Raw genomic sequence first — 21,734 nt, 5'->3', positions numbered from 1 at the left:
AGCTCTAACAATTTCACCAGCATGCTTTATGCGGCTTGCCCATACGGCCAGGCGCGAGCAGCTATGGATTGGCATCAACAATTCAACGCAGGCAGGAATACGCGTGCCAGATATTTAAAACGAGTCCTCTGGCAAAGCCGGAGCGGCCAGAAACCCTCAGATCTCGATCTTGCTGCCCAGTTCCACCACCGAGTTGTTTGGCAGGTTCAGGAAGTCTGCCGCACCGCTGGCGTTGTGGTGCATCTGAGCAAACAGTTTCTCGCGCCAGGGTGCCATGCCGCTGCCGATGGTCGGGATCACCGTGTCGCGCGAGAGGAAATAGCTGGTCGTCATCGACTCCAGCTCGCAGCCCCGGCCCTTGATCTGCTGCAGGGCCTTGGGCAGGTCCAGGTCGTTCTTGAAGCCGTAGTGCACGTTGACCTGCCAGCAGTCGTGACCCAGTGATTCGATCTCCAGGCGCTTGTTCATGCCGATCCAGGGGATCTCATGGTTGCGCACCGTCACGAACAGATTCTGCTCATGCAGCACCTTGTTGTGCTTGAGGTTGTGCAGCAGCGCGTTGGGCACACTGCCAGGCTCGGCTGTCAGGAATACGGCGGTGCCTTCGACACGGGCCGGCGGGCTGACGAAGACGGCGTCCAGGAAGCTCGGTAAATCGATCGCATCGGCTCGCAGCTTTTCATTGAGCAGGTGGCGGCCTTCCTTCCAGGTAATCATCAGCGTGAAGACCGCACCCCCAATCACCAGCGGGAACCAGCCGCCGGCGAACAGTTTCATGAGGTTGGAGGCGAAGAACGCGAAGTCGACGACAAAGAAGACACCGGTCGCCGCAATGCACAAACTCAGTGGGTACTTCCAGCCGTAGCGGATCACGTAGAAAGTCAGGATGGTGGTGATCAGCATGTCGGTGCATACCGCAATGCCGTACGCGGCCGCCAGGTTGCTGGACGAGCGAAACATCACCACCGCGAGCACGATGGTGATGAAGAGGCCCCAGTTGACGAAGGGCATGTAGATCTGGCCGGTGTCGCGCACGCTGGTGTGCTGGATATTGAGGCGCGGCAGGTAGCCCATCTGGATGGCCTGCTTGGTCACGCTGAAGGCGCCGGTGATCAGCGCCTGCGAGGCAATGACGGTGGCCATGGTGGCCAGGCCCACCAGCGGCAGCAGCGCCCACTCGGGCGCCATCAGGAAAAACGGGTTCTTCACTGCGGCAGGGTTGCCGATGAGCAGCGCGCCCTGGCCGAAGTAATTGAGCACCAGCGAAGGCATGACCACGGAAAACCACGCCAGGCGAATCGGTTTTTTGCCGAAGTGGCCAAGGTCGGCGTAAAGCGCCTCGGCGCCGGTTACGCACAGCACGACGGCGCCCAGAATGATGAAGGTGGTACCGGGGTTGGCCCACATGAACATCACCGCGTAGTGCGGGCTGACTGCCACCAGGATTTCGGGATGGGTCACGATCTGCGAAATGCCCAGCAACGCCAGCACGGCAAACCAGATCAGCGTGATGGGGCCGAAAAATTTGCCTATGCCCGCCGTGCCGTGCTTTTGCACCGCAAAAAGGGCAAACAAAATGACCAGGGTGATAGGGATCACGCCCTGCTTGAAGGCAGGCGAGACGACTTCCAGGCCTTCGACGGCCGACAGCACCGAAATCGCCGGCGTGATGACGCCATCGCCATAAAACAGGGAAGTGCCGAAGATGCCAACGATCAGCAAGGTCTTGCGCAGCTGGGGCTTGTCTTTCACCGCGGTGGAGGCCAGCGCCAGCATGGCGATCAGGCCGCCTTCGCCGTTGTTGTCGGCGCGCAGCACCAGCGCCACATACTTGATCGAGACAATGACGGTCAGCGTCCAGAAGAAGATGGACAGGATGCCGTAGACGTTGTCTGGGGTAAAGGGAACATGCCCGGAACCGAAAACTTCCTTGACGGCATACAGGACGCTGGTTCCGATGTCGCCGTAGACGACACCAATGGCGCCCAGGGTGAGCGCCGCGAGTGATGATTTTTTACTGGACACAAAAACTTCCCGTCTTTGCACTCGGCCCGTTCAAGCGGGTCCAAAGCGGCGGGAATGGTTACCTTTGGGAACGCTATTTTGCGCCCGGGTGCCCTGCTTGCAAGTCGGCGAACACCCCTAAATCCAACTAATCCCGATTTTGTTGCACCGCAACAACTTGTAACAAACCGGCCCCGCCGATGCCGGGGAAGCCAGCGCAGGCAGGTGAATTCTGGGCGCTACTTTTTTAATAGCTGCTTGCGCACGGCCTGCTTGGGCCAGACGCCTAAAAGACTCCTAATTCGAGCCGCCGCGGACACATAAGCTCCCTGACTTTCGAAAGCGGCCGCGGGCAGGCCGGCTTTGCCGGATGCCTTGCGGCGTCCCCTGCAAGGGGAAACGGCACTACACAAAGCGTAGCGAAGTGAGAACGATAGGGGTGTTAGTCGTAAACCTCGGCGTCCGGGTCGGTGGCTTCGAGTTCATAACTCGCAGCAAGCATCGCCAGTCGGGCGATCACGCCATACATATAGAAGCGGTTGGGGCTGCTGGAGCCGGGCTTCTCGCCGGGCTGCGGCAGGCGGCCGCTGTCGGCAAAGGCCAGCGGCACAAAGCTGGCGCCGGGCGCATTGAGGTTTTCGTCCACACCGCGCTCCGCATGCACGCGGTAAAAGCCGCCCACCACGTAGCGGTCCATCATGTAGACCACGGGCTCGGCCACGGCGTCGTTGACGCGCTCGTTGGTCAGCACGCCTTCCTGGATGATCACTTCGGACAGCGGCTGGCCGTCTTTTGTCGTGCTCATCTTGTTTTTCGTCTTGCGGTTCAGCGCGTCCAGGTCTTTCACGTCGCGCACCGTCATGATGCCCATGCCGTAGGTGCCGTTGTCCGCCTTGACGACGACAAAAGGCTTTTCGTTGATGCCGTATTCCTTGTACTTGCGCTTGATTTTGGTGAGCAGCGCATCGACGTTGGTGGTCAGGCAGTCCATGCCGGTTTCTTCGGCAAAGTTGACTTCACCGCACTGGGCGTACATGGGGTTGATAAGCCAGGGGTCTATGCCCAGCAGCTTGCCGAAACGCTTGGAAACTTCTTCGTAGGCCTTGAAGTGCCGCGACTTGCGGCGCACCGACCAGCCGGCATGCAGCGGCGGCAACAGGTACTGCTCGTTGAGGTCTTCCAGGATGCCGGGGATGCCGGCCGACAGGTCATTGTTCAGCAAAATGGTGCAGGGGTCGAAGTCTTTCAGGCCCAAGCGGCGGTCGGTCCGGATCAGCGGCTCGATCGTGATGGTCTCTCCGGTCGGCAGGTTCAGCGTGGTGGGCTCCTTGATGTCGGAGCTCAGCGAGCCGAAACGCACATTGAGGCCGGCCTGGTGAAAAATGCGCTTGAGCTGCAGCACGTTGGACAGGTAAAAGCTGTTGCGCGTGTGGTTCTCGGGCACGACCAGCAGGTTGCGCGCCTCGGGGCAGATTTTTTCGATCGCGGCCATGGCGGCCTGCACCGCCAGCGGCAGCATTTCGGGCGTCAGGTTGTTCCAGCCGCCGGGGTAGAGGTTGGTGTCAACCGGGGCGAGCTTGAAGCCGGCGTTGCGGATGTCGACCGAGCTGTAAAACGGCGGCGTGTGCTCCATCCACTCCAGCCGGAACCAGCGCTCAATCGCCGGCGTGGAGTCCAGGACCCGTTGTTCGAGTTCGTTGATAGGGCCGTTCAGGGCGGTGATGAGGTGCGGAACCATGCGGCCACTTTCTGCTGCGGGATGTTGTTGTCAATAGTCTGCCGGGGCTCAAAAGTCGTCGTCTGCAAATCAGCTGCAGCGGTATTTTTTTCGCCGCTTTCTTGACCCATGTGCAGAGATGGGCCTGCAAAATCGTCAAAAATTGTCCTCGCCAAGGGTCGATTTTCGCTTTTAAGACCTGAACCCGGCAGGCCCGTGTTCGGTTATATCTGACCGGATTCTAGGGATATTGGGACGGGCCGGCGGGTTACAAGGCGTGACTGGAACCTTCAAAACAGAAAAATCCACCCAGGTCAGGAGGTCGAATCCAGACGGGCCAAGGCGGGATCTGTCAAATGGAGCGCGATGATGTTGACGCCCATAGGGCGGGTCGTGTAGCCATAACGCTCCAGAAGTTGCGTCAAGTCCGAGCGATTGGTCTTGATGACTTCGATCACCATCATGGGTTTGTGCTTTTGCAAGGCCTGCAGTGCCCCCGTCAACGCTTCGATCTCCATGCCTTCAATGTCAAGCTTGATGAAGTCAAGGCGTGGCAAATCAAGGCCGTCAATAGTCATCATCCGTACTTTTTTGCCAGCAGCTTCGGAATAATCTATGTCCTGGCCGATGAACTCGTTCTGGCTCTTCTTGCGAAGTTCAAGTGACCCAAAACTGGAAGGCTGGCTGTAATCCAGCATAGGCACAGTGATGCTGCCTTCCTGCGATCCTAAAGCCGCGTAATGGGCGTTGGCGTTAAAGCAGTTGTTCAGGGCGATATTTCCGGCGAGTGCATAAAACACCCGCTCCTGCGCTTCGAATGCAACTACTTTGCCCCATCCCTGCATGTGCCGGGCCCATTCGAGGGTGTGCACGCCAATATTGGCTCCCCCATCGATCGCTACGAGACCATCCCCGAAGAATTCGTGTCGCATGTCCAGCAACTGAAGCACGTCATCAACTTCAGCAGGATCAAAGGAGGCATATTCAAGCACCTGGTGGCCGACACCGTACCTGCCTTCAGGGGTATCCTGGTAATCATTGCGATTGACGATCATCATCCCGTGGTGAGACGCTGCCAGTACAAACGGCAATGGGCGGCGCGTAAGTATCATGAATACAGATTCCTATTTGTCAGGTTAACGAATCAGGTCCTGACTTCGCCCTGCCCCAGTACCACGTACTTAAGGGAAGTGAGCCCCTCAATCCCGACCGGCCCGCGCGCATGGAATTTGTCGGTGCTGATGCCAATTTCGGCACCCAGCCCAAACTCGAATCCATCGGCGAAGCGGGTGCTCGCATTCACCATGACGCTGGCCGAATCCACCTCGCGCAAAAAGCGCTGGGCATTGATGTGGTCGCGCGTGAGAATAGCGTCGGTGTGGTGGCTGGAGTACTGGTTGATGTGGGCGATTGCTTCATCAATGCCCGCCACCACCTTGATGCTGATGATGGGCGCGAGGTACTCCTCGTACCAGTCCTGCTCAGTGGCAGCTTTGAGGTTGGCGCCTTTAATGCTAGCCAGAATGGCCTGCGATTCGGCATCGCAGCGCATTTCAACGCCCTTGGCGGCGTAGATGGCGCCGATTTTGGGCAGAAACTGCGCCGCCACGCCGCGCGCGACCAGCAAACCTTCGCTGGCATTGCAGGGGCTGTATTTTTGGGTTTTGGCGTTGTCGGCCACTTTCACCGCCATCTCGATGTCGCAAGGGTCGTCGACATACACATGGCAGTTGCCGTCCAGATGCTTGATGACCGGCACCTTGGCATCGCGGCTGATGCGCTCGATCAAACCTTTGCCGCCGCGCGGGATGATCACGTCCACATACTGCGGCATGGCGATCAAATGGCCCACGGCTTCGCGGTCAGTGGTGGGCACCAGCTGCACGGCATCGGCGGGCAGGCCGGCGGCCACCAGCGCCTGCTGCACCAGCGCAGCCAGCGCCTTGTTCGATTCAATCGCTTCGGAGCCGCCGCGCAAAATACAGGCGTTGCCGCTCTTGATCGCCAGTGACGCGGCTTCAATCGTCACATTGGGACGGCTCTCGTAAATCATGCCGAACACGCCAATCGGTACGCGCATCTGCCCCACGCGAATCCCGCTGGGCTGCTCCTTCATGCCGACGATGTCGCCAATCACGTCGGGCATCACAGCCAATTGCTCGCAGCCAACCGCCACGGTCTCGATGATTTTGGGGGTGAGCTTGAGGCGGTCCAGCATGGGCCCGGCCAGGCCAGAGGCCGTGGCGCGCTCGATATCGCGCTGGTTGGCGGCTTCCAGCGCCGCCAGGTTCTGACGCAGCAGGGCGGCCAGATTCAGGAGTGCTCTGTTTTTTATAGCTGCTTGCGCGCGTGCTACCTGGGCTGAAGCCACTTTTGCCTTGGATCCGAGCGCTTCCATCAGACCAGGGACATCGCCGGCGAGGTCGCTGGAAGAAGAAAGGGCTTTGTGGGAGTCAGGCGCGTTCATCGCACCATTTTAGGCTTCTCAACGCGCGCCTGGGTGCGCGGGGACTATGCCTGCCTGGGGCGGCCCTGCCCCTGCATGGCGCATTGCTCACACACCATACCGGCCAGCCGGTGCAGCGCCTGCCAGCCATCGGCTGGCCAGTCGGGCTGCTTCAGACCTTTGACAATGCCGTCAACCTTGTGTGCAGCGTGCAGCAGATTTGACAACGTGGTGTCGCCGATCTGCGGCAGCACGCGTTCAAACAACTTTTCCTTGACGCCCCAGACGCGGTTTTCGCGCAGCGCCATCGGCATGGGGCGCCCTGCTTGAATAGCGTCTTTCACGCGCTTCATGCTGCGAATGTCTTCGCTGAGCGCCCAGTGCACCAGCACTTCGGACTCCCCCTCGGACTGCAGGCCGTCGAGCATGCGCGCCACACGTACGGACTGGCCGCCCAGCACGGCCTCGGAGAGCTTGAACACGTCGTAGCGCGCCACATTGAGCACGGCGTTTTCCACCTGCTCAAAGCTCAGGGCGCTGTCGGGTTGGGCCGGGTACAGCAGTCCCAGCTTCTGGATTTCCTGGTGCGCGGCCAGCAGGTTGCCTTCCACCCGATCGGCAAAGAACTGCAGCGTGCGCTGGCCTTCTTCGCCGGCGGCCACGCGCTGGCCCTGCTGTTGCAGGCGCTGGGCAATCCACTGCGGCAGGCTGCGCCGGTCTATCGGGTCGAATTTGACGGTGACGCCGAAGCTTTCGAGCGCGCCGAACCACGCGCCCTTGGCCGTCATGCTGTCCAGCCGCGGCAGCATGACGAGGGTGAGGGTGGAGTCGTCGCCCTGTGCGCGTTCGGCGATTTGCTGCAACGCGACGGAGCCATCTTTGCCGGGTTTGCCGCTGGGGATGCGGATCTCGACGACCTGCTTGTCGGCGAAAAGGCTGAGCGAACCGCCGCTGGCCAGCACCTCGCTCCAGTCGAAATGCGCGCCGGCCACGGTGTGCACCGTGCGCTCGGTGTAGCCCTGTTCGCGCGCCGCACCGCGCAGCGCGTCGGCAAACTCCTGCACCAGCAGCGGCTCGTCGCCGTGCAGGGTATACAGGCTTTTCAAACCGCGCTTGAGGTGTTCCTGGAGTTGGGCGGGGGCCAGATTCATGAGGGGAGTTTAAAGCTTGGTGGTCGACAGTAGCAGGCTGGTCTCGGTGTTGGCAATGCCTTCGAGCAGGCGGATACGGCTCAGCACTCGGTCAAAGGCCTCCAGGGTGTCGGCCTGCAACTCGGCCACCATGTCCCAGCGGCCGTTGGTGGTGTGCAGGGCGCTCACGGCCGGATCGCCGCGCAGGGCGGCCAGCACCGCGTCCGTGCGGTTGCCTTCGACGGCCACGGTCATGAAGGCGCGGATGCGGTGGCCCTCGGCCTGGGGTTTGAGGCGGACGGTGTAGCCGGTGATGGTGCCGTCGGCCTCCAATTTGGCCAGCCGGTTTTGCACCGTGCCGCGCGAGACGCGCAAAACCTTGGCGATGGAGGCGACCGAGGCTCGGGCGTCGTCCCGCAACAGGGAAAGGAGTTGGCGGTCGGTGTCGTCCATGGCGTCATTTTATTGTCGAATCGCCAATTTAGTCTGTTGATTTGCTCAACTAAGCCATTAATTTGATCAACTTACTGACTTTTATTTGGCACAGCCCCTGCGGACAATGGAAAACAACACAAGACCGGGAGCCCCATGATGGTTGACTACATTGGCATTGAAAGCATTCAGAAAATCGTGCGCCAGCGCGGCGCCGCCGCCTTTATTGAAGGCCTGGCCGGCGAAATAGAGCACGACTACCGGCGCTGGAACGACTTTGACAAGTCGGCGCGCCACGCCATCCACTCCCCCGACGGTGTGATTGAGCTCATGCCCACCAGCGACGGGCACCAGTACTCCTTCAAATACGTCAACGGCCATCCCAAAAACACCGAACTGGGTTTGCTGACTGTGACCGCCTTCGGCGTACTGGCTGATGTGGACACCGGCTACCCCTTGCTGCTGTCAGAGCTCACCATCACCACCGCATTGCGCACGGCAGCCATGTCGGCACTGGCCGCCAAGTGGATGGCCCGGCCCGGGAGCCGCGTGATGGCGATCATCGGCAACGGCGCGCAAAGCGACTTCCAGGCGATCGCCTTTCACCACATGCTGGGTATACGCGAGATGCGCCTGTTTGACATTGACGCGGCCGCCAGCGATAAACTGGCCCGTAACCTGCATGCGATGGGGCTGCAGGGCCTGAGCGTGACGATTTGCCAGTCCGCCGACCAAGCCGTGCAAGGAGCCGACATCGTGACCACCATCACTGCCGACAAACGCAACGCCGTCATCCTGACGCCGGAGATGATCCGGCCCGGCATGCACCTGAACGCCGTGGGCGGTGACTGCCCGGGCAAGACCGAGCTGCACGCCGACATCCTGCTGCGCAAAGATGCGCGTGTGGTGGTCGAATTTGAACCTCAGTCGCGCATTGAGGGTGAGATCCAGCAAATGCCGGAAGACTTCAAGGTGGCGGAATTTGCCGATGTGCTCAAGGGCACTGCCCAAGGCCGCGCGTCGCCGGAAGAAGTCACCATTTTTGATTCGGTCGGTTTTGCGCTGGAAGACTATTCCGCCCTGCGCTATCTGCACAAGCTGCAACTGGCCGACGCCGCCAACCGCCGCCAGATCGACCTGGTGCCTCATCTTGACGACCCCAAAAACCTGTTCGGCCTGCTGGCATCTGCCACAGCGCCGACCGTCAAGGCGCCCCGCATTTCCCCCATCCCTGAAATGGCACGTTGATGACCAAGTCTGTTGACCTGATTGGCGCTCCCACCGACATCGGCGCGGGCAGCCGCGGCGCCTCGATGGGCCCTGAAGCCTTGCGCGTGGCGGGCATCCGCGAAGCGCTGCACGGCCGCGGGCTGGAAGTGTTCGACACCGGCAACCTGGCCGGCCCCACCAACCCATGGCTGCCGCCCGAGGAGGGCTACCGGCACCTGGACGAGGTGGTCGCCTGGAACAAGGCGGTGCACGAAGCGATGTACCAAAGCCTGGCGGACGGCCACCTGCCCATCTTGCTGGGCGGCGACCACTGCCTGGGGATTGGCTCGATCAGCGCGGTGGCGCGCCACTGCCGCGATACCGGCAAGACCTTGCGCGTGCTCTGGCTGGACGCACACACCGACTTCAACACCAACGCGCTCACACCCACCGGCAATGTGCACGGTATGCCGGTGGCGGTGCTCTGCGGACACGGCCCGGCCGAGCTCACCAGCATCGGCGGCTCGGTGCCTGCCATGAGCGCCAAGGCGATACGGCAAATCGGCATCCGCAGCGTGGACGAGGGCGAAAAGCGCTTTGTGCGGCAAGAGGGCCTGGAGGTGTTCGACATGCGCTACATCGACGAGATGGGCATGCGCCACACCATGGAAAAAGCGCTCTCGGGCATGGACGCCAACACCCACCTGCATGTGAGCTTTGACGTGGACTTCCTCGACCCGTCGATCGCACCAGGTGTGGACACCGCCATCAAAGGCGGCCCCACCTACCGGGAGGCGCAGCTCTGCATGGAAATGATTGCCGACACAGGCCTGCTCGGCTCACTCGACGTGATGGAGCTCAACCCGGCGCTGGATGTGCGCAACGGCACGGCCGAGGTGGCTGTGGATCTCATTGAGAGTTTATTTGGCAAGAGCACGCTGATGCGGGCTTGACAGGATAGAGGTTTCAGAGTTCCGTCACCGCCGCCAGGCGGCGCATGATCTGCTGGACGACATCGCTCTGCATATCGCGGTACAGCAGGGCTTCTTCGGCCTCCTTTGCCAATACCGCGGACTCATTGAAGCTGATGTCGCGCTGCTGCATGATTTCAGTGTCGGGGATGAGTTCCTTGCCCGCCAGGGTACGCAGCTTGAAGCGAAAACGCAGGCGCAGCTGAAACTCGCGTACCTGGCCCGAAGCATTGCGGCTCAGGATAACTTTTTCGCGCTGATCGCCCAGTGCATCGAGGACGACTTGCGCCTCATTGATCCTGCGGCCATCCGTGATCACCTCCACTTTGCGGGTCGCCTGCAGCGAACGCCTGAGTTCCACGCCCAGCGGTGAGGTTTCAGCCAGGCCCGAATAGAGTGTGGTGAAGGCAAAGGTGGGGGCCTTGCGCAGCGCGAAGCCGCATCCGCTCAGGCTCAGGGCGGCAACAGAAGCCGACAGGGAAAAGAATGTGCGACGCTGCATGGGCTGCCTTCTTTGGGTTGATGCGGTCTCAAATGACTCAGATGACGATGTTGACCAGCCGGCCTGGCACCACGATCACCTTCTTGGCGGGCGCACCTGCGGCCTGTTTGACGAATGCCTCGGATGCCAGCGCAGCCGCTTCAATCGCAGCCTTGTCGGCACCGGCGGGAACGGTGACAGAACCGCGCAGCTTGCCGTTGATCTGCAACACCAGCTCGATCTCATCCTGCTGCAGCGCGACTGCGTCGACTTCGGGCCAGGGGGCGTCGAGCAGTTCACCGTGCCGCGCCGCGTAGCCGAGCTGTGACCAGAGCGCATGCGCCAGATGCGGCGTGGCCGGGTAGAGGCAGCGCAGCAGGATGCTGAAGCCTTCGCGCAGCGCAGCGTTTGCACCTGCAGACGAGGCACCTTTAAAGTCCTCCATCGCGTTCAGCAACTTCATGTTGCCCGACACTACCGTGTTGTACTGCATGCGCTGGTAGTCGTAGTCAATCTGTTTGAGCACTGTGTGAATTTCCAGGCGCAGCGCTTTGGTTTCCTTGTCAAAAGAGGCTGTAGCACCCGATGGCTCTGCGCCCTCAGCTCCTGAATTCATAGCATGGAGCTTGACGCCGAAGTTCCAGACACGGCGCAGGAAGCGGTAGGAGCCTTCGAGCGCCGCATCGTTCCACTCCAGCGTGGTGTCGGGCGGCGCGGTGAACATGGTGTAGAGCCGGGCGGTGTCCGCGCCGTACTTTTCGATCAGGTCCTGCGGGTCGACGCCGTTGTTCTTGGACTTGGACATCGTGGTCCAGCCCTCGTAAGGCACCGGCAAGCCGTCGGCCCTGGAAGTGGCGGAGATCACCTTGGCGTGCTCGTCGCGCACGATATCGAGCTCGTGCGCCCAGAAATACTGCTTGCCGGTGGTCACGCGCGAGAAGGCCTCGTTGAGCACCATGCCCTGCGTGAGCAGCTTGGTGAAAGGCTCGTCGACCTTCACCAGGCCCAGGTCACGCATCACCTTGGTCCAGAAGCGGGCGTAAAGCAAATGCAGGATGGCGTGCTCGATACCGCCGATGTACTGGTCCATCGGCATCCAGTAGTTGGCGCCTTCGGCCACCATCTTGTCGCCGTTCTTCGGGTCGCAGTAGCGCATGAAGTACCAGGACGAGTCGACAAAGGTGTCCATGGTGTCGGTCTCGCGGCGGCCGGGCTTGCCGCAGACGGGGCAGACCACGCCGGCATGAAAGCCCGCGTGCTTGTGCAGTGGGTTGCCCGAGCCGTCGGGCACGCAGTCTTGCGGCAAGACCACGGGCAGGTCTTTTTCAGGCACCGGCACGGCGCCGTGCTCTTCGCAGTGGATGATGGGAATGGGCGTGCCCCAATAGCGCTGGCGGCTCACGCCCCAGTCGCGCAGGCGCCAGGTGGTTTTCTTCTCGCCCAGGCCTTTGGCCGCCAGGTCGGCGGCCACGGCGTCTACCGCAGCTTTGAAATGGAGTCCGTCGTATTTGCCGGAATTGATGGTCACGCCCAGCTGCTTGTCGCCATACCAGTCGGCCCAGGCGTCCAGGCTGTAGGCCTGGCCCTTGACGTCGACCACCTGCTTGATCGGCAGTTTGTATTTTTTGGCGAACTCGAAATCGCGCTCGTCATGTGCGGGCACGCCCATCACGGCGCCGTCGCCGTAGCTCATGAGCACGTAGTTGCCGACCCAGACTTCCACCTTGTCGCCAGTGAGCGGATGCGTGACGAAGAGGCCGGTGGGCGCGCCTTTTTTCTCTTGCGTGGCCAGCTCGGCTTCGGTCGTGCCGCCGGCCTTGCATTCTTCAATGAAGGCGGCGATTTTTGGATTGGACACGGCGGCGTGCTGCGCCAGCGGGTGCTCCGGCGCCACGGCGCAGAAGGTCACGCCCATGATGGTGTCGGCGCGCGTGGTGAAGACATACATCTTCCCCTCGCCGATCAGCTTGCCGAAGGCGTCCTGGATGTCGTGCGTGAACGCAAAGCGCACGCCTTCGCTCTTGCCGATCCAGTTTTCCTGCATCAGCTTGACGCGCTCGGGCCAGCCGGGCAATTTGTTGCTGACGCTGTCGAGCAGTTCGTCGGCGTACTGGGTGATCTTGAGGTAGTAGCCCGGGATCTCGCGCTTTTCCACCACGGCGCCGGTGCGCCAGCCCTTGCCGTCGATCACCTGCTCATTGGCCAGCACAGTCTGGTCGACCGGGTCCCAGTTCACGACCTGGGTCTTGCGGTAGGCAATGCCTTTTTCCAACATCTTCAGAAAGAGCCACTGGTTCCACTTGTAGTAGCTCGCGTCGCAGGTGGCAACTTCGCGGCTCCAGTCGATGGCCAGCCCCATCGCCTGCATCTGCTTTTTCATGTAGGCGATGTTGTCGTAGGTCCACTGCGCCGGCGGCACGCCGTTCTTCATGGCGGCGTTTTCGGCCGGCAGGCCGAAGGCGTCCCAGCCCATGGGCATCAATACGTTGTAGCCCTTCATGCGCAGGTGGCGCGTGAGCATGTCGTTGATGGTGTAGTTGCGCACGTGGCCCATGTGCAGCTTGCCGCTGGGGTAGGGCAGCATGGAGCAGGCGTAGTACTTCTTGCGGCTGGCGTCTTCCGTCACGCGGTAGGCGTCGGCTGCGGTCCAGTGGGCTTGAGCGTCGCGCTCAACGTCGAGGTGGTTGTATTTGTCTTGCATGGAGAACCGGAAAGGCGAAAACGGGATAACAAAATGGAGGCCGTGAAAGGCTCCGGCCCCGCCATACGGGGCCACGCGGCCAAAGGGCGATCCCCGATTTTAGATGCTGGGCGGCTCTGCGCAGGTTACCGGGCCGCCGCAGGGCTGGCAGCCGCGGACGGAACAGGATCTGCCACAAAGCCGATGCGGTTGAGCCCGGCTTTTTGCGCCACGCCCATGACTTCCACGACTTTCCCGTAAGGCACGGCTTCGTCCGCGCGCAACTGCACTTCGGTGTCGGGATTCTGGCCGGCAGTTTCCGCCAACCGGCGGGCAAGTTCATCCAGGCCCAAGGGCTTGTCATTCAGGAAAGCCTGGCCGGCCCTGTCGACCACCAGCGTGACGAATTTCGGCGCATCTGCCGGCTTGGCCGCCTCGGTTTTTGGCAGGTCGAGCCGGATGGTGCTGGCCAGCAGCGGAGCTGTAATGATGAAAATGACCACCAGCACCAGCATCACGTCGACCAGCGGCGTGACGTTGATGTCACTCATGGGCTGCGGGCCCTGGGTACGTTCGAGGCGGCCGAAACTCATGAGCCCCCACGCTTTTCACTTCGTGGGCCTGCGGCGGTACGCTGCCCCTTTCCCCAAATTTTGGGGCCATTTTTTCCAGGGGCGGCCCGTCGAAAAAATGTGCTTTTCATTTTGATGACGCTGTTGATAAAAACAGTTCGCGCAAATCGCGTGCAAAGCCTTCGAGGTCGGCCTCGATACGGCCGACGCGACGGCCGAAAATGTTGTACGCCAGCACGGCTGGAATCGCTACCGCCAGGCCTGCCGCCGTCATGATGAGCGCTTCGCCGACGGGGCCGGAGACTTTGTCGATGGTGATCTGGCCGGCTGAAGCGATGCCGACAAGTGCGTGGTAGATGCCCCAGACCGTACCCAGCAGCCCCACAAAGGGAGCCGTAGAACCGACGGTAGCCAGCAGCACCTGACCGAACTGCAGCTTGTCCAGGATGTCATGAAGGGCGTCGCGCAACACGCGGGTGAGTTGCTGGGACTTGTCGCCCGCCGACGCCAGCGTACCGCCGGCCTGGATGTCCGTGGCAACAATGAGAGGCAACACCAGCGCCTCGCGGTCGAAGGCGGCAACTTTCTCCCGGGCTTGTTCTACAGAGGTCGACTGCCAGAAAGCAGCGGTACTGCGTGCCACGTCTTTGGCGGCACGCTGAAGCAGCCAGGCCTTCCACAGGATCACGACCCAACTCGCGACCGACATGGCCAGCAACAAGGCCGCCACCAGCTGGCTGACGATGCCGCCCTGGGTCATCAGGCTGAAGAAGTCCATCAGGTTAAAACCTCCGAAACTGCCGTGGCCGGCACCGCATTCATTTTTTCAGGCCCAGTACGTCAAACATGTCAAAAAGGCCGGTGGCGTGCGAATCGAGGAAGCGCGCGGCACGCAAGCTGCCCTGGGCATAGTTGGCCCTGCTGGATGACTTGTGGGAAATTTCGATACGCTCGCCGGTGCCCAAAAACATCACGGTGTGGTCACCCACCACGTCGCCGCCACGCACGGCCGCAAAACCGATGGTCGACGGGTCGCGCTCGCCCGTCACGCCTTCGCGGGCATAGACGGCGCAATCCTTGAGGTCGCGACCCAGCGCACCGGCAATCACTTCACCCATCTTGAGTGCGGTGCCGGATGGGGCATCCACCTTGTGGCGGTGGTGCGCCTCGACGATTTCGATGTCATAGCCGGTAGACAGGGCCTGAGCAGCCATCTCGAGCAGCTTGAGCGTGACGTTGACGCCTACGCTCATGTTCGGAGCCATGACGATGGCGATGTCTTTGGCCGCCGAGGCTATTTCGGTTTTCTGCGCATCGGAAAAACCGGTGGTGCCGATCACCAGCTTGACACCCAGCTCGCGGCAAGCCGCCAGATGGGCCAGCGTGCCTTCGGGACGCGTGAAATCAATCAGCACGCCGGAATCTTTCAGGCCCTGCCGAAGATCGGCATTGATCAGGACGCCGCTCATGCGTCCCGAAAAGGCGGCGGCATCGCTGCCGATGGCGGGACTGGAAGCCACATCAAGCGCACCGGTCAGCTGGCAGTCGGCACTGGCGCCGACGGCCTCAATCAGCATCTGGCCCATGCGGCCGCTGGCGCCCGCCACCGCGACCCGGTGCCGTCTGGCCTGGGTCGCCTGGATTGAGCCGGCCCCGCTCACTGTTTCGGGCTTTCGAGCGGCGGATAGGAGGCAGACGGAGAGCCCGCCGGCGTACTGGTGGGCGCCGAAGTGGCTGCCGCCGGATTGGCTTTGACCTTTGTGGAAGCCTTGGTGAGCTGCTCTTCGGTGGCTTCCAGCACGGGCACATCGCCCAGTTTGCGTCGGTTGCCCAGTTTGGCAATGAATTCAGTTTCGCTCGGCATGGCGTCGCCTTCAAAGCGCTCCAGCTGGTCACCCTTGAAAAACACGGTGTATTTGTACGACTGGGGCTCCACGCCCTGGCGCTTCAGCGTAAAGACGTAGTCCCAGCGGTCGCCATGAAACAGGCTGGCCATCAGGGGCGTTCCCATGATGGCCTTGACCTGTTCACGCGTCATGCCGGGGCGAAGCAGCTCAACCTGCTCCCTGGAGACAAAATTGCCCTGAATGACGTCCACCTTATAGGGCGTGACCCAGTTGACCGGGTTGATCGAACTGCTGCTCATGTTGCTCAGGCTGCTGCAGGACGCCAGCACCGTGCAGGCCAGGAGCAGGAAAGCGGTTTTGGCGCTGTAACGATGATTTGCAGGCATGGCTGACATAGTGAGGGGGTGTAGCGATATGATCGTTCATTGTAGCGGCTGGGGACCCCCGGCCGGCACCTGCCCAGAAGGGTCGCACCACCGCTTTACACAGCGGTTTCACCCAGAGAGTTTTCCCATGAGCAACATCGACGAACTGAAAAACACCGGCCTCAAGGCAACCCTGCCACGCCTGAAAATCCTGGAGATCTTCCAGGCGGGCAAACAGCGCCACATGACAGCCGAAGATGTGTTCCGGGTGCTGCTGGAAGACCGGTCGGACATCGGCCTGGCCACGGTCTACCGGGTACTGACCCAGTTCGAGCAGGCCGGACTGCTGAACCGCAGCAATTTCGAATCGGGCAAAGCGGTCTACGAGATCAACGAAGGCCAGCACCATGACCACCTGGTCTGCCTCGATTGCGGCAAGGTCGAGGAGTTTTACGACGCCGAGATCGAAAAACGCCAGAATGCCGTCGCCAAAGCCAAAGGCTTCACCATCGCCGACCATTCGCTGTCGATCTACGCCAACTGCACCAAGGACAAGTGCCCCAACCGCAACGGCGCGCCGGTACGGCATCATCACGCCTGAGTTTTGAGAAAAAAGGGCCTGAAACCCTTTGCTCACTTGCGCAAGCAGCTACTAATTTGATAGCAATCTAGAAATCCACCGCGTAGAAGGTGTGAAGAAACCGTAGCGAGCGGTCCGAGGTCGCGAGGATTCTGTTCCAGCAGGGGCCGCGGAACCGGCTTTGCCGGGCCGCAGGCGCAGCGGCCCCCTCGGGGGGCAGGGAGCTACACGCAGTGAGCGACCGTGGGGGCCCTAGTCATCCTGTTCCATGGCGCGGCGGTGCCGCTCCACGAAATCCTGGTAGGTATTGATGCCGCGCAGCTGCAGGATCGCATTGCGCACGGCGGCCTCGACCAGCACGGCGATATTACGGCCGGCTTCCACCTGGATGATGACCTTGCGCACCGGGATGCCCAGCACGTCCTGCGTCAGCGGCTCATACGGAATGCGTTCGTAATCGCGCTCCAGCGTCTCGCGGCGCACCAGGTGCACGATCATTTTCAGGCGCATCTTGCGGCGCACCGCCGTCTCCCCAAAAATGGCCTTGATGTCGAGCAGGCCGATGCCGCGTACTTCCAGCAGGTTCTGCAGCAGTTCCGGGCAGCGTCCTTCAATCGTGGTCTGGTTGATCCGGTACAGGTCTACCGCATCGTCGGCCACCAGGCCGTGTCCGCGCGAAATCAGTTCCAGCCCCAGTTCGCTTTTGCCCAGGCCGGATTCACCGGTGATCATGACGCCCAGGCCCAGGATGTCCATGAACACGCCATGCATGGAAGTGCGGTCGGCAAAATGCTTGGACAGGTAGGCCCTGAGCACGTCAATCACGAAAGCCGCCGATTCGGGTGTGGCGAACATCGGCAACTGGGCGCGTTCGCACATGGACAGCAGCGTGTCCGGCGCGGTCTGGCCGTCGGCAACGATCAGCACCGGTGGTTCCAGCGTGATGATGCGGGAAATGCGCCGGGCGCAGTCCTCTGGGCTGGCATTCGTGAGGTAAGCAACCTCGCGTTCGCCCAGGATCTGCACGCGGTAGGGATGAATGTAGTTGAGGTATCCGACCAGATCGGCGCCGGAGCGTGCAGCCCGCACGGCGACTTCGTCGAAACGCCGCTCGGAGGCCCCGAGGCCGGCGACCCATTCCCATTTCAGGGCGGCGCGGTGGTCTTCAAATAAAACGTCAGCGCTGACAACGGTGGGCTTCATGCGGCCTTGTACTTTTCCTGTTCAAGACCCTGCCGGGCCGGACAGCGTGCAACCGTGCAACACCACATCTAAGAACTGACTTCGTGGACGGAGTGCCAGGAAGCGATCAGGTTGTGCAGCGCAGCGGCATCGGTGCTGGTCTTGAGTTGCTCGCGCAGGGAGCTGTCGCTGAGCAATTCGGCAATTTCCGAAAGAATTTCGAGGTGTTTTTGAGTGGCTGCCTCGGGAACCAGCAGAAAAATCAGCAGGGCCACGGCCTGTTCGTCCGGCGCATCGAAGCCAATAGGCGCCTGTAGCAGGAAAACGGCCGCCATGGGGGCCTTGAGGCCCTTGATCCGGCCGTGCGGAATCGCCACGCCGTGGCCGAGCCCGGTGGAGCCCAGGCGTTCGCGGGCGAACAGGCTGTCCGTGATCAATGCGCGGTTCAGGCCATGTTGGTTTTCAAACAGCAGACCGGCTTCCTCGAAAGCGCGTTTCTTGCTGGTTGCTTCAACGCTGACCAGAACCTGGGAGGGGGGCAAAATTTGCGAAAGACGGTTCATAACAATCTTTTAGTCGCCGAATTATGCACTTTGCAGCGGGTTGACCGCAAAAAAGGCATTAAAAAGCCGCTTGGCGCCACAAGCGGCTTCGGCGTCTGGTTTGGCGCGCCTGCAGATGCCCTGCAGATTCGCCGCGACAGAAAACGTGCGATGCAGGTTTTCCGCCTGCACGCCATCGGTGACATGCGGCCCTTCGGGAGAAGCCGCACACCCTGAAAAAGGGACAGCCCGAAAAGACCTTCAGGCCTGGCGCTTGGCAGCAACGTGGTGGTGATCCTGGGTTCTGGTTTTGTAACGCCCAACCTGACGGTCCAGCTTGTCTGTCAATTCATCAACTGCGGCGTAAAGATCAGCGTGGGAGCTCTCGGCAAACAGGTCGCGGCCCTTGACATGCACATTGCATTCGGCCCGCTGGCGTCTTTCCTTTTCTTTCATGTTGTCCACTGTCAACAGGACTTTTACGTCTACTACCTGGTCGAAATGCCGGGTAATCCGATCCAGCTTGCTTGTCACATAACCGCGTAGCGCGGGGGTAACTTCAAGATGGTGGCCGCTGATCGTCAAGTTCATAAAGAGACTCCTTTTTCCAAGGTTGGAGCTGGGTTGAAAACACTGCCGGGCCCATGAAGGCGAGGCAGCGGACGGGGACACTCTCTTGGATTCACTATGCGCCCGATGCCCCGCAATTGCAACCTTGCGCCGCAATAAATAATGAAACCTTATGAAAAACTCCTTGACCCCATTTCACTGCATGCGCTGCGTGCTGGCGTGCCGCCCTGACAGCGCCTGAAGGCCTTTGATTCTTCTGGATTTTTACCAAGTCAAACCGTGTAGCGGTCAAGCCAGCGGACTTGCAGGAAGTCTTTCGCGGCGGCATCATGCTGACACAATTGCCCGCAGCCGGCCCGGCCCCATCAATGAGGCAATGGCAAAGACTGAAACAGCGCCCCATGGCGAAAAAACCATAACACCAGCCGATCAAGCTCATGCCCCGCCTGCTTTCACCACGTCCGCCGCATACCCGGCCCGGCCATGTCGCTTGAGACCATCATTTCTTCTGCGTTAACCCGCCCTGACGAGGCGCAAAATGCCCTTGTCCTCATGGGCGGCGGCGCACGCACGGCCTACCAGGCGGGAGTGCTTCACGCCCTGTCAACCATGCTCAGCGTGCAGGGCGGTGCGGCTGACCCGAAATTCCCGTTCAAAATCCTGGTGGGCACGTCAGCCGGTGCGTTGAACGCGGCCTTCCTGGCAAGCCATGCGGGTGAAGGCTTGCAGGCGTTCGGCCGATTGGCCAATTTCTGGACCACATTGCGCTCATCGCAGGTTTACCAGCTCAAGGTTCCCGCGTGGATCCGCTCAAGCCGCATTGCGGCGGCGCTGTTTTTGTCGCAGCAGGTGCGGGCGCAACAATCCCTGCTGGACAACACGCCGCTGGTCGACACCTTGCACCATGCCATTTCGCTGGGCCATATCGAGCAGGCGCTGCAGGATAAAACCCTTCACGCGCTGGCCATCACGGCCTCCAGCTACAGCAGCGGCGTGCACTGGACGTTCTGCCAGATGGCTGCCGGCCGCCACGCCGATCTCTGGAGCCGGCCAGGGCGGCGCGCAGAGTTCCAGCCCGTCACCATCGAACATCTGATGGCTTCCAGCGCCATTCCCTTCCTGTTCCCCTCCACACCGCTCTGGGTGGACGGCCACCGCGAGTTCTTTGGCGATGGTTCCATGCGCCAGAGCTCCCCGCTCTCACCCGCCTTGCACCTTGGGGCCAGCAAGGTGCTGGTGATCGGCGTGGGGCAACCCGAGCGCGCCGGTTTCGTCGGCAGCAACGGGCCGAACGTGAGCGGCCGGCCCACGCTGGGCGCCATTGCCGGCCATGCCATGGCCAGTGTGTTTCAGGACACGCTGCAGGCCGACGTGGAGCAGGCTCAGCGCGTGAGCAAAACCGTGCGGCAGATGCCGCGCGAAATCGCGGCTGTCATGCCCTACCGGCCCGTCGACGTGTTGGCGATTGCACCGTCACAGTCGCTCGACGCACTGGCACAAGCCCACGCCGGCGAATTACCGCGGGGAACCTACAACGCGCTGGCTGGCCTGGGTGCGCTGGGCGCCAAAGGCAGTCCGGGAGGCGCCGCACTGGCCAGCTACCTGCTTTTCGAACCGGGGTTTGTCAAGGCGCTGATGGCGCTGGGCGAACAGGACGCTTACGCGCGAAAGAGCGAGCTCATCGAGTTTTTTATGTAGCGCAAGCGGTGGATAAACCAGGTGTGAAATGCCATAATCGCCGCTTATTCATTACGGAGAAATCCTTGGAAAGCAGTCCTAGTTGCTAGCTTTCAACACCGCAGACTGACGCCAGGCTTGCAAAGGCTCACGTTGAAAAGGGGGGTTGAAAGCGATGCCATATCCCACCGCCCTTTTACCGCGCTTTCGCGCAAGGCCTGAGCGTTCGCCTTGTGCCGGCCCCTGAACCGATAGGCAGTCAGTCATGCTCAATATTTTCACGCTGGCCAACGGCCGGCTTTTCCAGGAAGAAATCGAATCCCTGGAAGAACTCTCCAAATTCCAGCCCATCTGGGTGGATCTGGAGTCTCCCACCCTCGAAGAAAAACGCTGGATCAAGCAGTACTACGGGTTGTCCATTCCGGAAGACGCGATGGACGAGGACATTGAAGAGTCCGCGCGCTTCTACGAGGAAGACAACGGCGAGCTGCACATCCGCTCCGACTTCCTGATTGCCGACGACGAAGAACCGCGCACCGTGCGGGTGGCTTTCATCCTGAACCTGGTCAACGACGACCTCAAGAGCAAGGGTGTGCTGTTTTCCATCCACGACGAAGACGTGCCGGTGTTTCGCCTGCTGCGGATGCGCGCGCGCCGCGCCCCGGGGCTGATCGAGGATGCCAAGGAGGTGCTGCTCAAGCTGTTTGACGCCGACGCCGAGTATTCCGCCGACACGCTGGAAGGCGTTTATGTCGAGCTCGAAAAAGTTAGCGCGCAGGTGTTGTCGGGCGACGTGACCGACGCCCTGGCCGGCGAAGTGCTGGGCGCCATTGCCCGCCACGAAGACCTGAACGGCCGCATTCGCCGCAACATGATGGACACGCGCCGCGCTGTCAGTTTCATGATGCGCAGCAAGATGCTCAACGCCGAGCAGTTCGAGGAAGCGCGGCAGATTTTGCGCGACATCGACTCGCTCGATTCACACACCGCTTTCCTCTTCGACAAGATCAACTTCCTGATGGATGCCACGGTCGGCTTCATCAACATCAACCAGAACAAGATCATCAAGATCTTCTCGGTGGCCAGCGTCGCCCTGCTGCCGCCCACGCTGATCGCCAGCGTGTACGGCATGAACTTCAAGGGCTACTTCCCCGAACTGGAATGGGCATATGGCTACCCATATGCACTGGGACTGATGATTGCCAGCGCGGTGGTGCCCATGTGGTACTTCAGGAAGCGTGGTTGGCTGCAATAAGGTCGTCTGCCGCGTTCTGGATCGTTTTGGGCGCTGAATTTTGCATCAAATCGGCCTGTAACCCAATAAATACG

The 21,734-nt window shown here is 61.0% G+C and carries 21 protein-coding genes; 6 read left to right on the top strand and 15 right to left on the bottom strand.

Features of this window, described 5'->3' with window-relative positions:
- Nucleotides 1-156 precede the first annotated feature (156 nt).
- The 6 genes from AC1DU8_RS00920 to AC1DU8_RS00895 all read right to left on the bottom strand — a co-directional run bounded on the left by AC1DU8_RS00920 (nucleotide 157) and on the right by AC1DU8_RS00895 (nucleotide 7,750).
- Nucleotides 157-2,025 carry a potassium transporter Kup gene (locus AC1DU8_RS00920; protein ID WP_457281481.1) on the bottom strand — a complete coding sequence of 623 codons (1,869 nt, stop codon included), beginning with the start codon at nucleotides 2,023-2,025 and terminating at the stop codon, nucleotides 157-159.
- Nucleotides 2,026-2,446: 421 nt separating this feature from the next.
- Entirely contained in the window at nucleotides 2,447-3,742 is a 1,296-nt protein-coding gene (gene gshA / locus AC1DU8_RS00915; protein WP_457281482.1) for a glutamate--cysteine ligase, read from the bottom strand.
- A 293-nt stretch (nucleotides 3,743-4,035) separates the two neighbouring features.
- On the bottom strand, nucleotides 4,036-4,779 hold the full coding sequence (locus AC1DU8_RS00910; RefSeq protein WP_457281483.1) for an FkbM family methyltransferase: 744 nt from the start codon (nucleotides 4,777-4,779) through the stop codon (nucleotides 4,036-4,038).
- A gap of 86 nt (nucleotides 4,780-4,865) precedes the next feature.
- Nucleotides 4,866-6,188 (bottom strand): glutamate-5-semialdehyde dehydrogenase, encoded by a 1,323-nt coding sequence (locus tag AC1DU8_RS00905; protein ID WP_477726352.1) that lies wholly within the window; start codon nucleotides 6,186-6,188, stop codon nucleotides 4,866-4,868.
- A 44-nt stretch (nucleotides 6,189-6,232) separates the two neighbouring features.
- Nucleotides 6,233-7,318: a DNA polymerase III subunit delta gene (gene holA, locus AC1DU8_RS00900; RefSeq protein ID WP_457281485.1), complete on the bottom strand. Its 1,086-nt coding sequence runs from the start codon at nucleotides 7,316-7,318 to the stop codon at nucleotides 6,233-6,235.
- Nucleotides 7,319-7,327: 9 nt separating this feature from the next.
- Complete coding sequence (locus tag AC1DU8_RS00895; protein WP_457281486.1) at nucleotides 7,328-7,750, bottom strand: Lrp/AsnC family transcriptional regulator; 423 nt, start codon at nucleotides 7,748-7,750, stop codon at nucleotides 7,328-7,330.
- A 138-nt stretch (nucleotides 7,751-7,888) separates the two neighbouring features.
- Here AC1DU8_RS00895 and AC1DU8_RS00890 point away from each other — a divergent pair, with 138 nt between their 5' ends.
- Complete coding sequence (locus AC1DU8_RS00890; protein WP_457281658.1) at nucleotides 7,889-8,977, top strand: ornithine cyclodeaminase; 1,089 nt, start codon at nucleotides 7,889-7,891, stop codon at nucleotides 8,975-8,977.
- Nucleotides 8,977-9,891 carry an arginase gene (gene rocF, locus AC1DU8_RS00885; RefSeq protein WP_477689513.1) on the top strand — a complete coding sequence of 305 codons (915 nt, stop codon included), beginning with the start codon at nucleotides 8,977-8,979 and terminating at the stop codon, nucleotides 9,889-9,891. Before AC1DU8_RS00890 ends, rocF begins: the two co-directional genes overlap by 1 nt.
- Before the next feature lie 13 nt (nucleotides 9,892-9,904).
- Here rocF and AC1DU8_RS00880 read toward each other — a convergent pair whose 3' ends face one another.
- The 6 genes from AC1DU8_RS00880 to AC1DU8_RS00855 all read right to left on the bottom strand — a co-directional run bounded on the left by AC1DU8_RS00880 (nucleotide 9,905) and on the right by AC1DU8_RS00855 (nucleotide 15,875).
- The gene (locus tag AC1DU8_RS00880; protein ID WP_477689512.1) at nucleotides 9,905-10,411 is read right to left on the bottom strand and encodes an LPS-assembly lipoprotein LptE; all 507 of its coding nucleotides are present in this window, start codon (nucleotides 10,409-10,411) and stop codon (nucleotides 9,905-9,907) included.
- A 37-nt stretch (nucleotides 10,412-10,448) separates the two neighbouring features.
- A complete protein-coding gene (gene leuS, locus AC1DU8_RS00875; RefSeq protein WP_477689511.1) occupies nucleotides 10,449-13,091 on the bottom strand; it encodes a leucine--tRNA ligase in 2,643 nt (880 codons plus the stop codon).
- A gap of 125 nt (nucleotides 13,092-13,216) precedes the next feature.
- Nucleotides 13,217-13,663, bottom strand: a complete 447-nt coding sequence (locus AC1DU8_RS00870) for an ExbD/TolR family protein (protein ID WP_477689510.1) — start codon at nucleotides 13,661-13,663, stop codon at nucleotides 13,217-13,219.
- 106 nt (nucleotides 13,664-13,769) lie between these two features.
- On the bottom strand, nucleotides 13,770-14,420 hold the full coding sequence (locus tag AC1DU8_RS00865) for a MotA/TolQ/ExbB proton channel family protein (protein WP_457281491.1): 651 nt from the start codon (nucleotides 14,418-14,420) through the stop codon (nucleotides 13,770-13,772).
- A gap of 40 nt (nucleotides 14,421-14,460) precedes the next feature.
- Nucleotides 14,461-15,303, bottom strand: coding sequence for a 4-hydroxy-tetrahydrodipicolinate reductase (dapB, locus tag AC1DU8_RS00860; protein ID WP_477689509.1), 843 nt, complete (start codon nucleotides 15,301-15,303; stop codon nucleotides 14,461-14,463).
- Nucleotides 15,300-15,875 (bottom strand): outer membrane protein assembly factor BamE, encoded by a 576-nt coding sequence (locus tag AC1DU8_RS00855; RefSeq protein WP_457281493.1) that lies wholly within the window; start codon nucleotides 15,873-15,875, stop codon nucleotides 15,300-15,302. Before AC1DU8_RS00855 ends, dapB begins: the two co-directional genes overlap by 4 nt.
- A gap of 127 nt (nucleotides 15,876-16,002) precedes the next feature.
- Here AC1DU8_RS00855 and fur point away from each other — a divergent pair, with 127 nt between their 5' ends.
- Nucleotides 16,003-16,455, top strand: coding sequence for a ferric iron uptake transcriptional regulator (gene fur / locus AC1DU8_RS00850; protein WP_457281494.1), 453 nt, complete (start codon nucleotides 16,003-16,005; stop codon nucleotides 16,453-16,455).
- Nucleotides 16,456-16,686: 231 nt separating this feature from the next.
- Here fur and hprK read toward each other — a convergent pair whose 3' ends face one another.
- Both hprK and AC1DU8_RS00840 read right to left on the bottom strand, forming a co-directional pair.
- Nucleotides 16,687-17,637, bottom strand: a complete 951-nt coding sequence (gene hprK / locus AC1DU8_RS00845) for an HPr(Ser) kinase/phosphatase (RefSeq protein ID WP_457281495.1) — start codon at nucleotides 17,635-17,637, stop codon at nucleotides 16,687-16,689.
- Nucleotides 17,638-17,705: 68 nt separating this feature from the next.
- On the bottom strand, nucleotides 17,706-18,179 hold the full coding sequence (locus tag AC1DU8_RS00840) for a PTS sugar transporter subunit IIA (RefSeq protein WP_457281496.1): 474 nt from the start codon (nucleotides 18,177-18,179) through the stop codon (nucleotides 17,706-17,708).
- Here AC1DU8_RS00840 and AC1DU8_RS00835 point away from each other — a divergent pair.
- Nucleotides 18,069-18,395 carry a hypothetical protein gene (locus AC1DU8_RS00835; RefSeq protein ID WP_457281665.1) on the top strand — a complete coding sequence of 109 codons (327 nt, stop codon included), beginning with the start codon at nucleotides 18,069-18,071 and terminating at the stop codon, nucleotides 18,393-18,395. The two genes, AC1DU8_RS00840 and AC1DU8_RS00835, sit on opposite strands and share 111 nt — an antisense overlap.
- Before the next feature lie 24 nt (nucleotides 18,396-18,419).
- Here AC1DU8_RS00835 and hpf read toward each other — a convergent pair whose 3' ends face one another.
- Nucleotides 18,420-18,749 (bottom strand): ribosome hibernation-promoting factor, HPF/YfiA family, encoded by a 330-nt coding sequence (hpf, locus tag AC1DU8_RS00830; protein ID WP_007872838.1) that lies wholly within the window; start codon nucleotides 18,747-18,749, stop codon nucleotides 18,420-18,422.
- 462 nt (nucleotides 18,750-19,211) lie between these two features.
- Between hpf and AC1DU8_RS00825 the strand changes: the two genes are divergently transcribed.
- A complete protein-coding gene (locus tag AC1DU8_RS00825; protein ID WP_457281497.1) occupies nucleotides 19,212-20,426 on the top strand; it encodes a patatin-like phospholipase family protein in 1,215 nt (404 codons plus the stop codon).
- A gap of 244 nt (nucleotides 20,427-20,670) precedes the next feature.
- Nucleotides 20,671-21,660, top strand: a complete 990-nt coding sequence (gene corA, locus AC1DU8_RS00820) for a magnesium/cobalt transporter CorA (protein WP_457281498.1) — start codon at nucleotides 20,671-20,673, stop codon at nucleotides 21,658-21,660.
- Nucleotides 21,661-21,734: the final 74 nt, after the last annotated feature.

The sequence above is a fragment of the Polaromonas sp. P3_A5 genome, from assembly GCF_056403055.1.
Note: the sequence above shows the minus strand (reverse complement) of the source record. Positions and strands in the feature narration are given on the sequence as shown.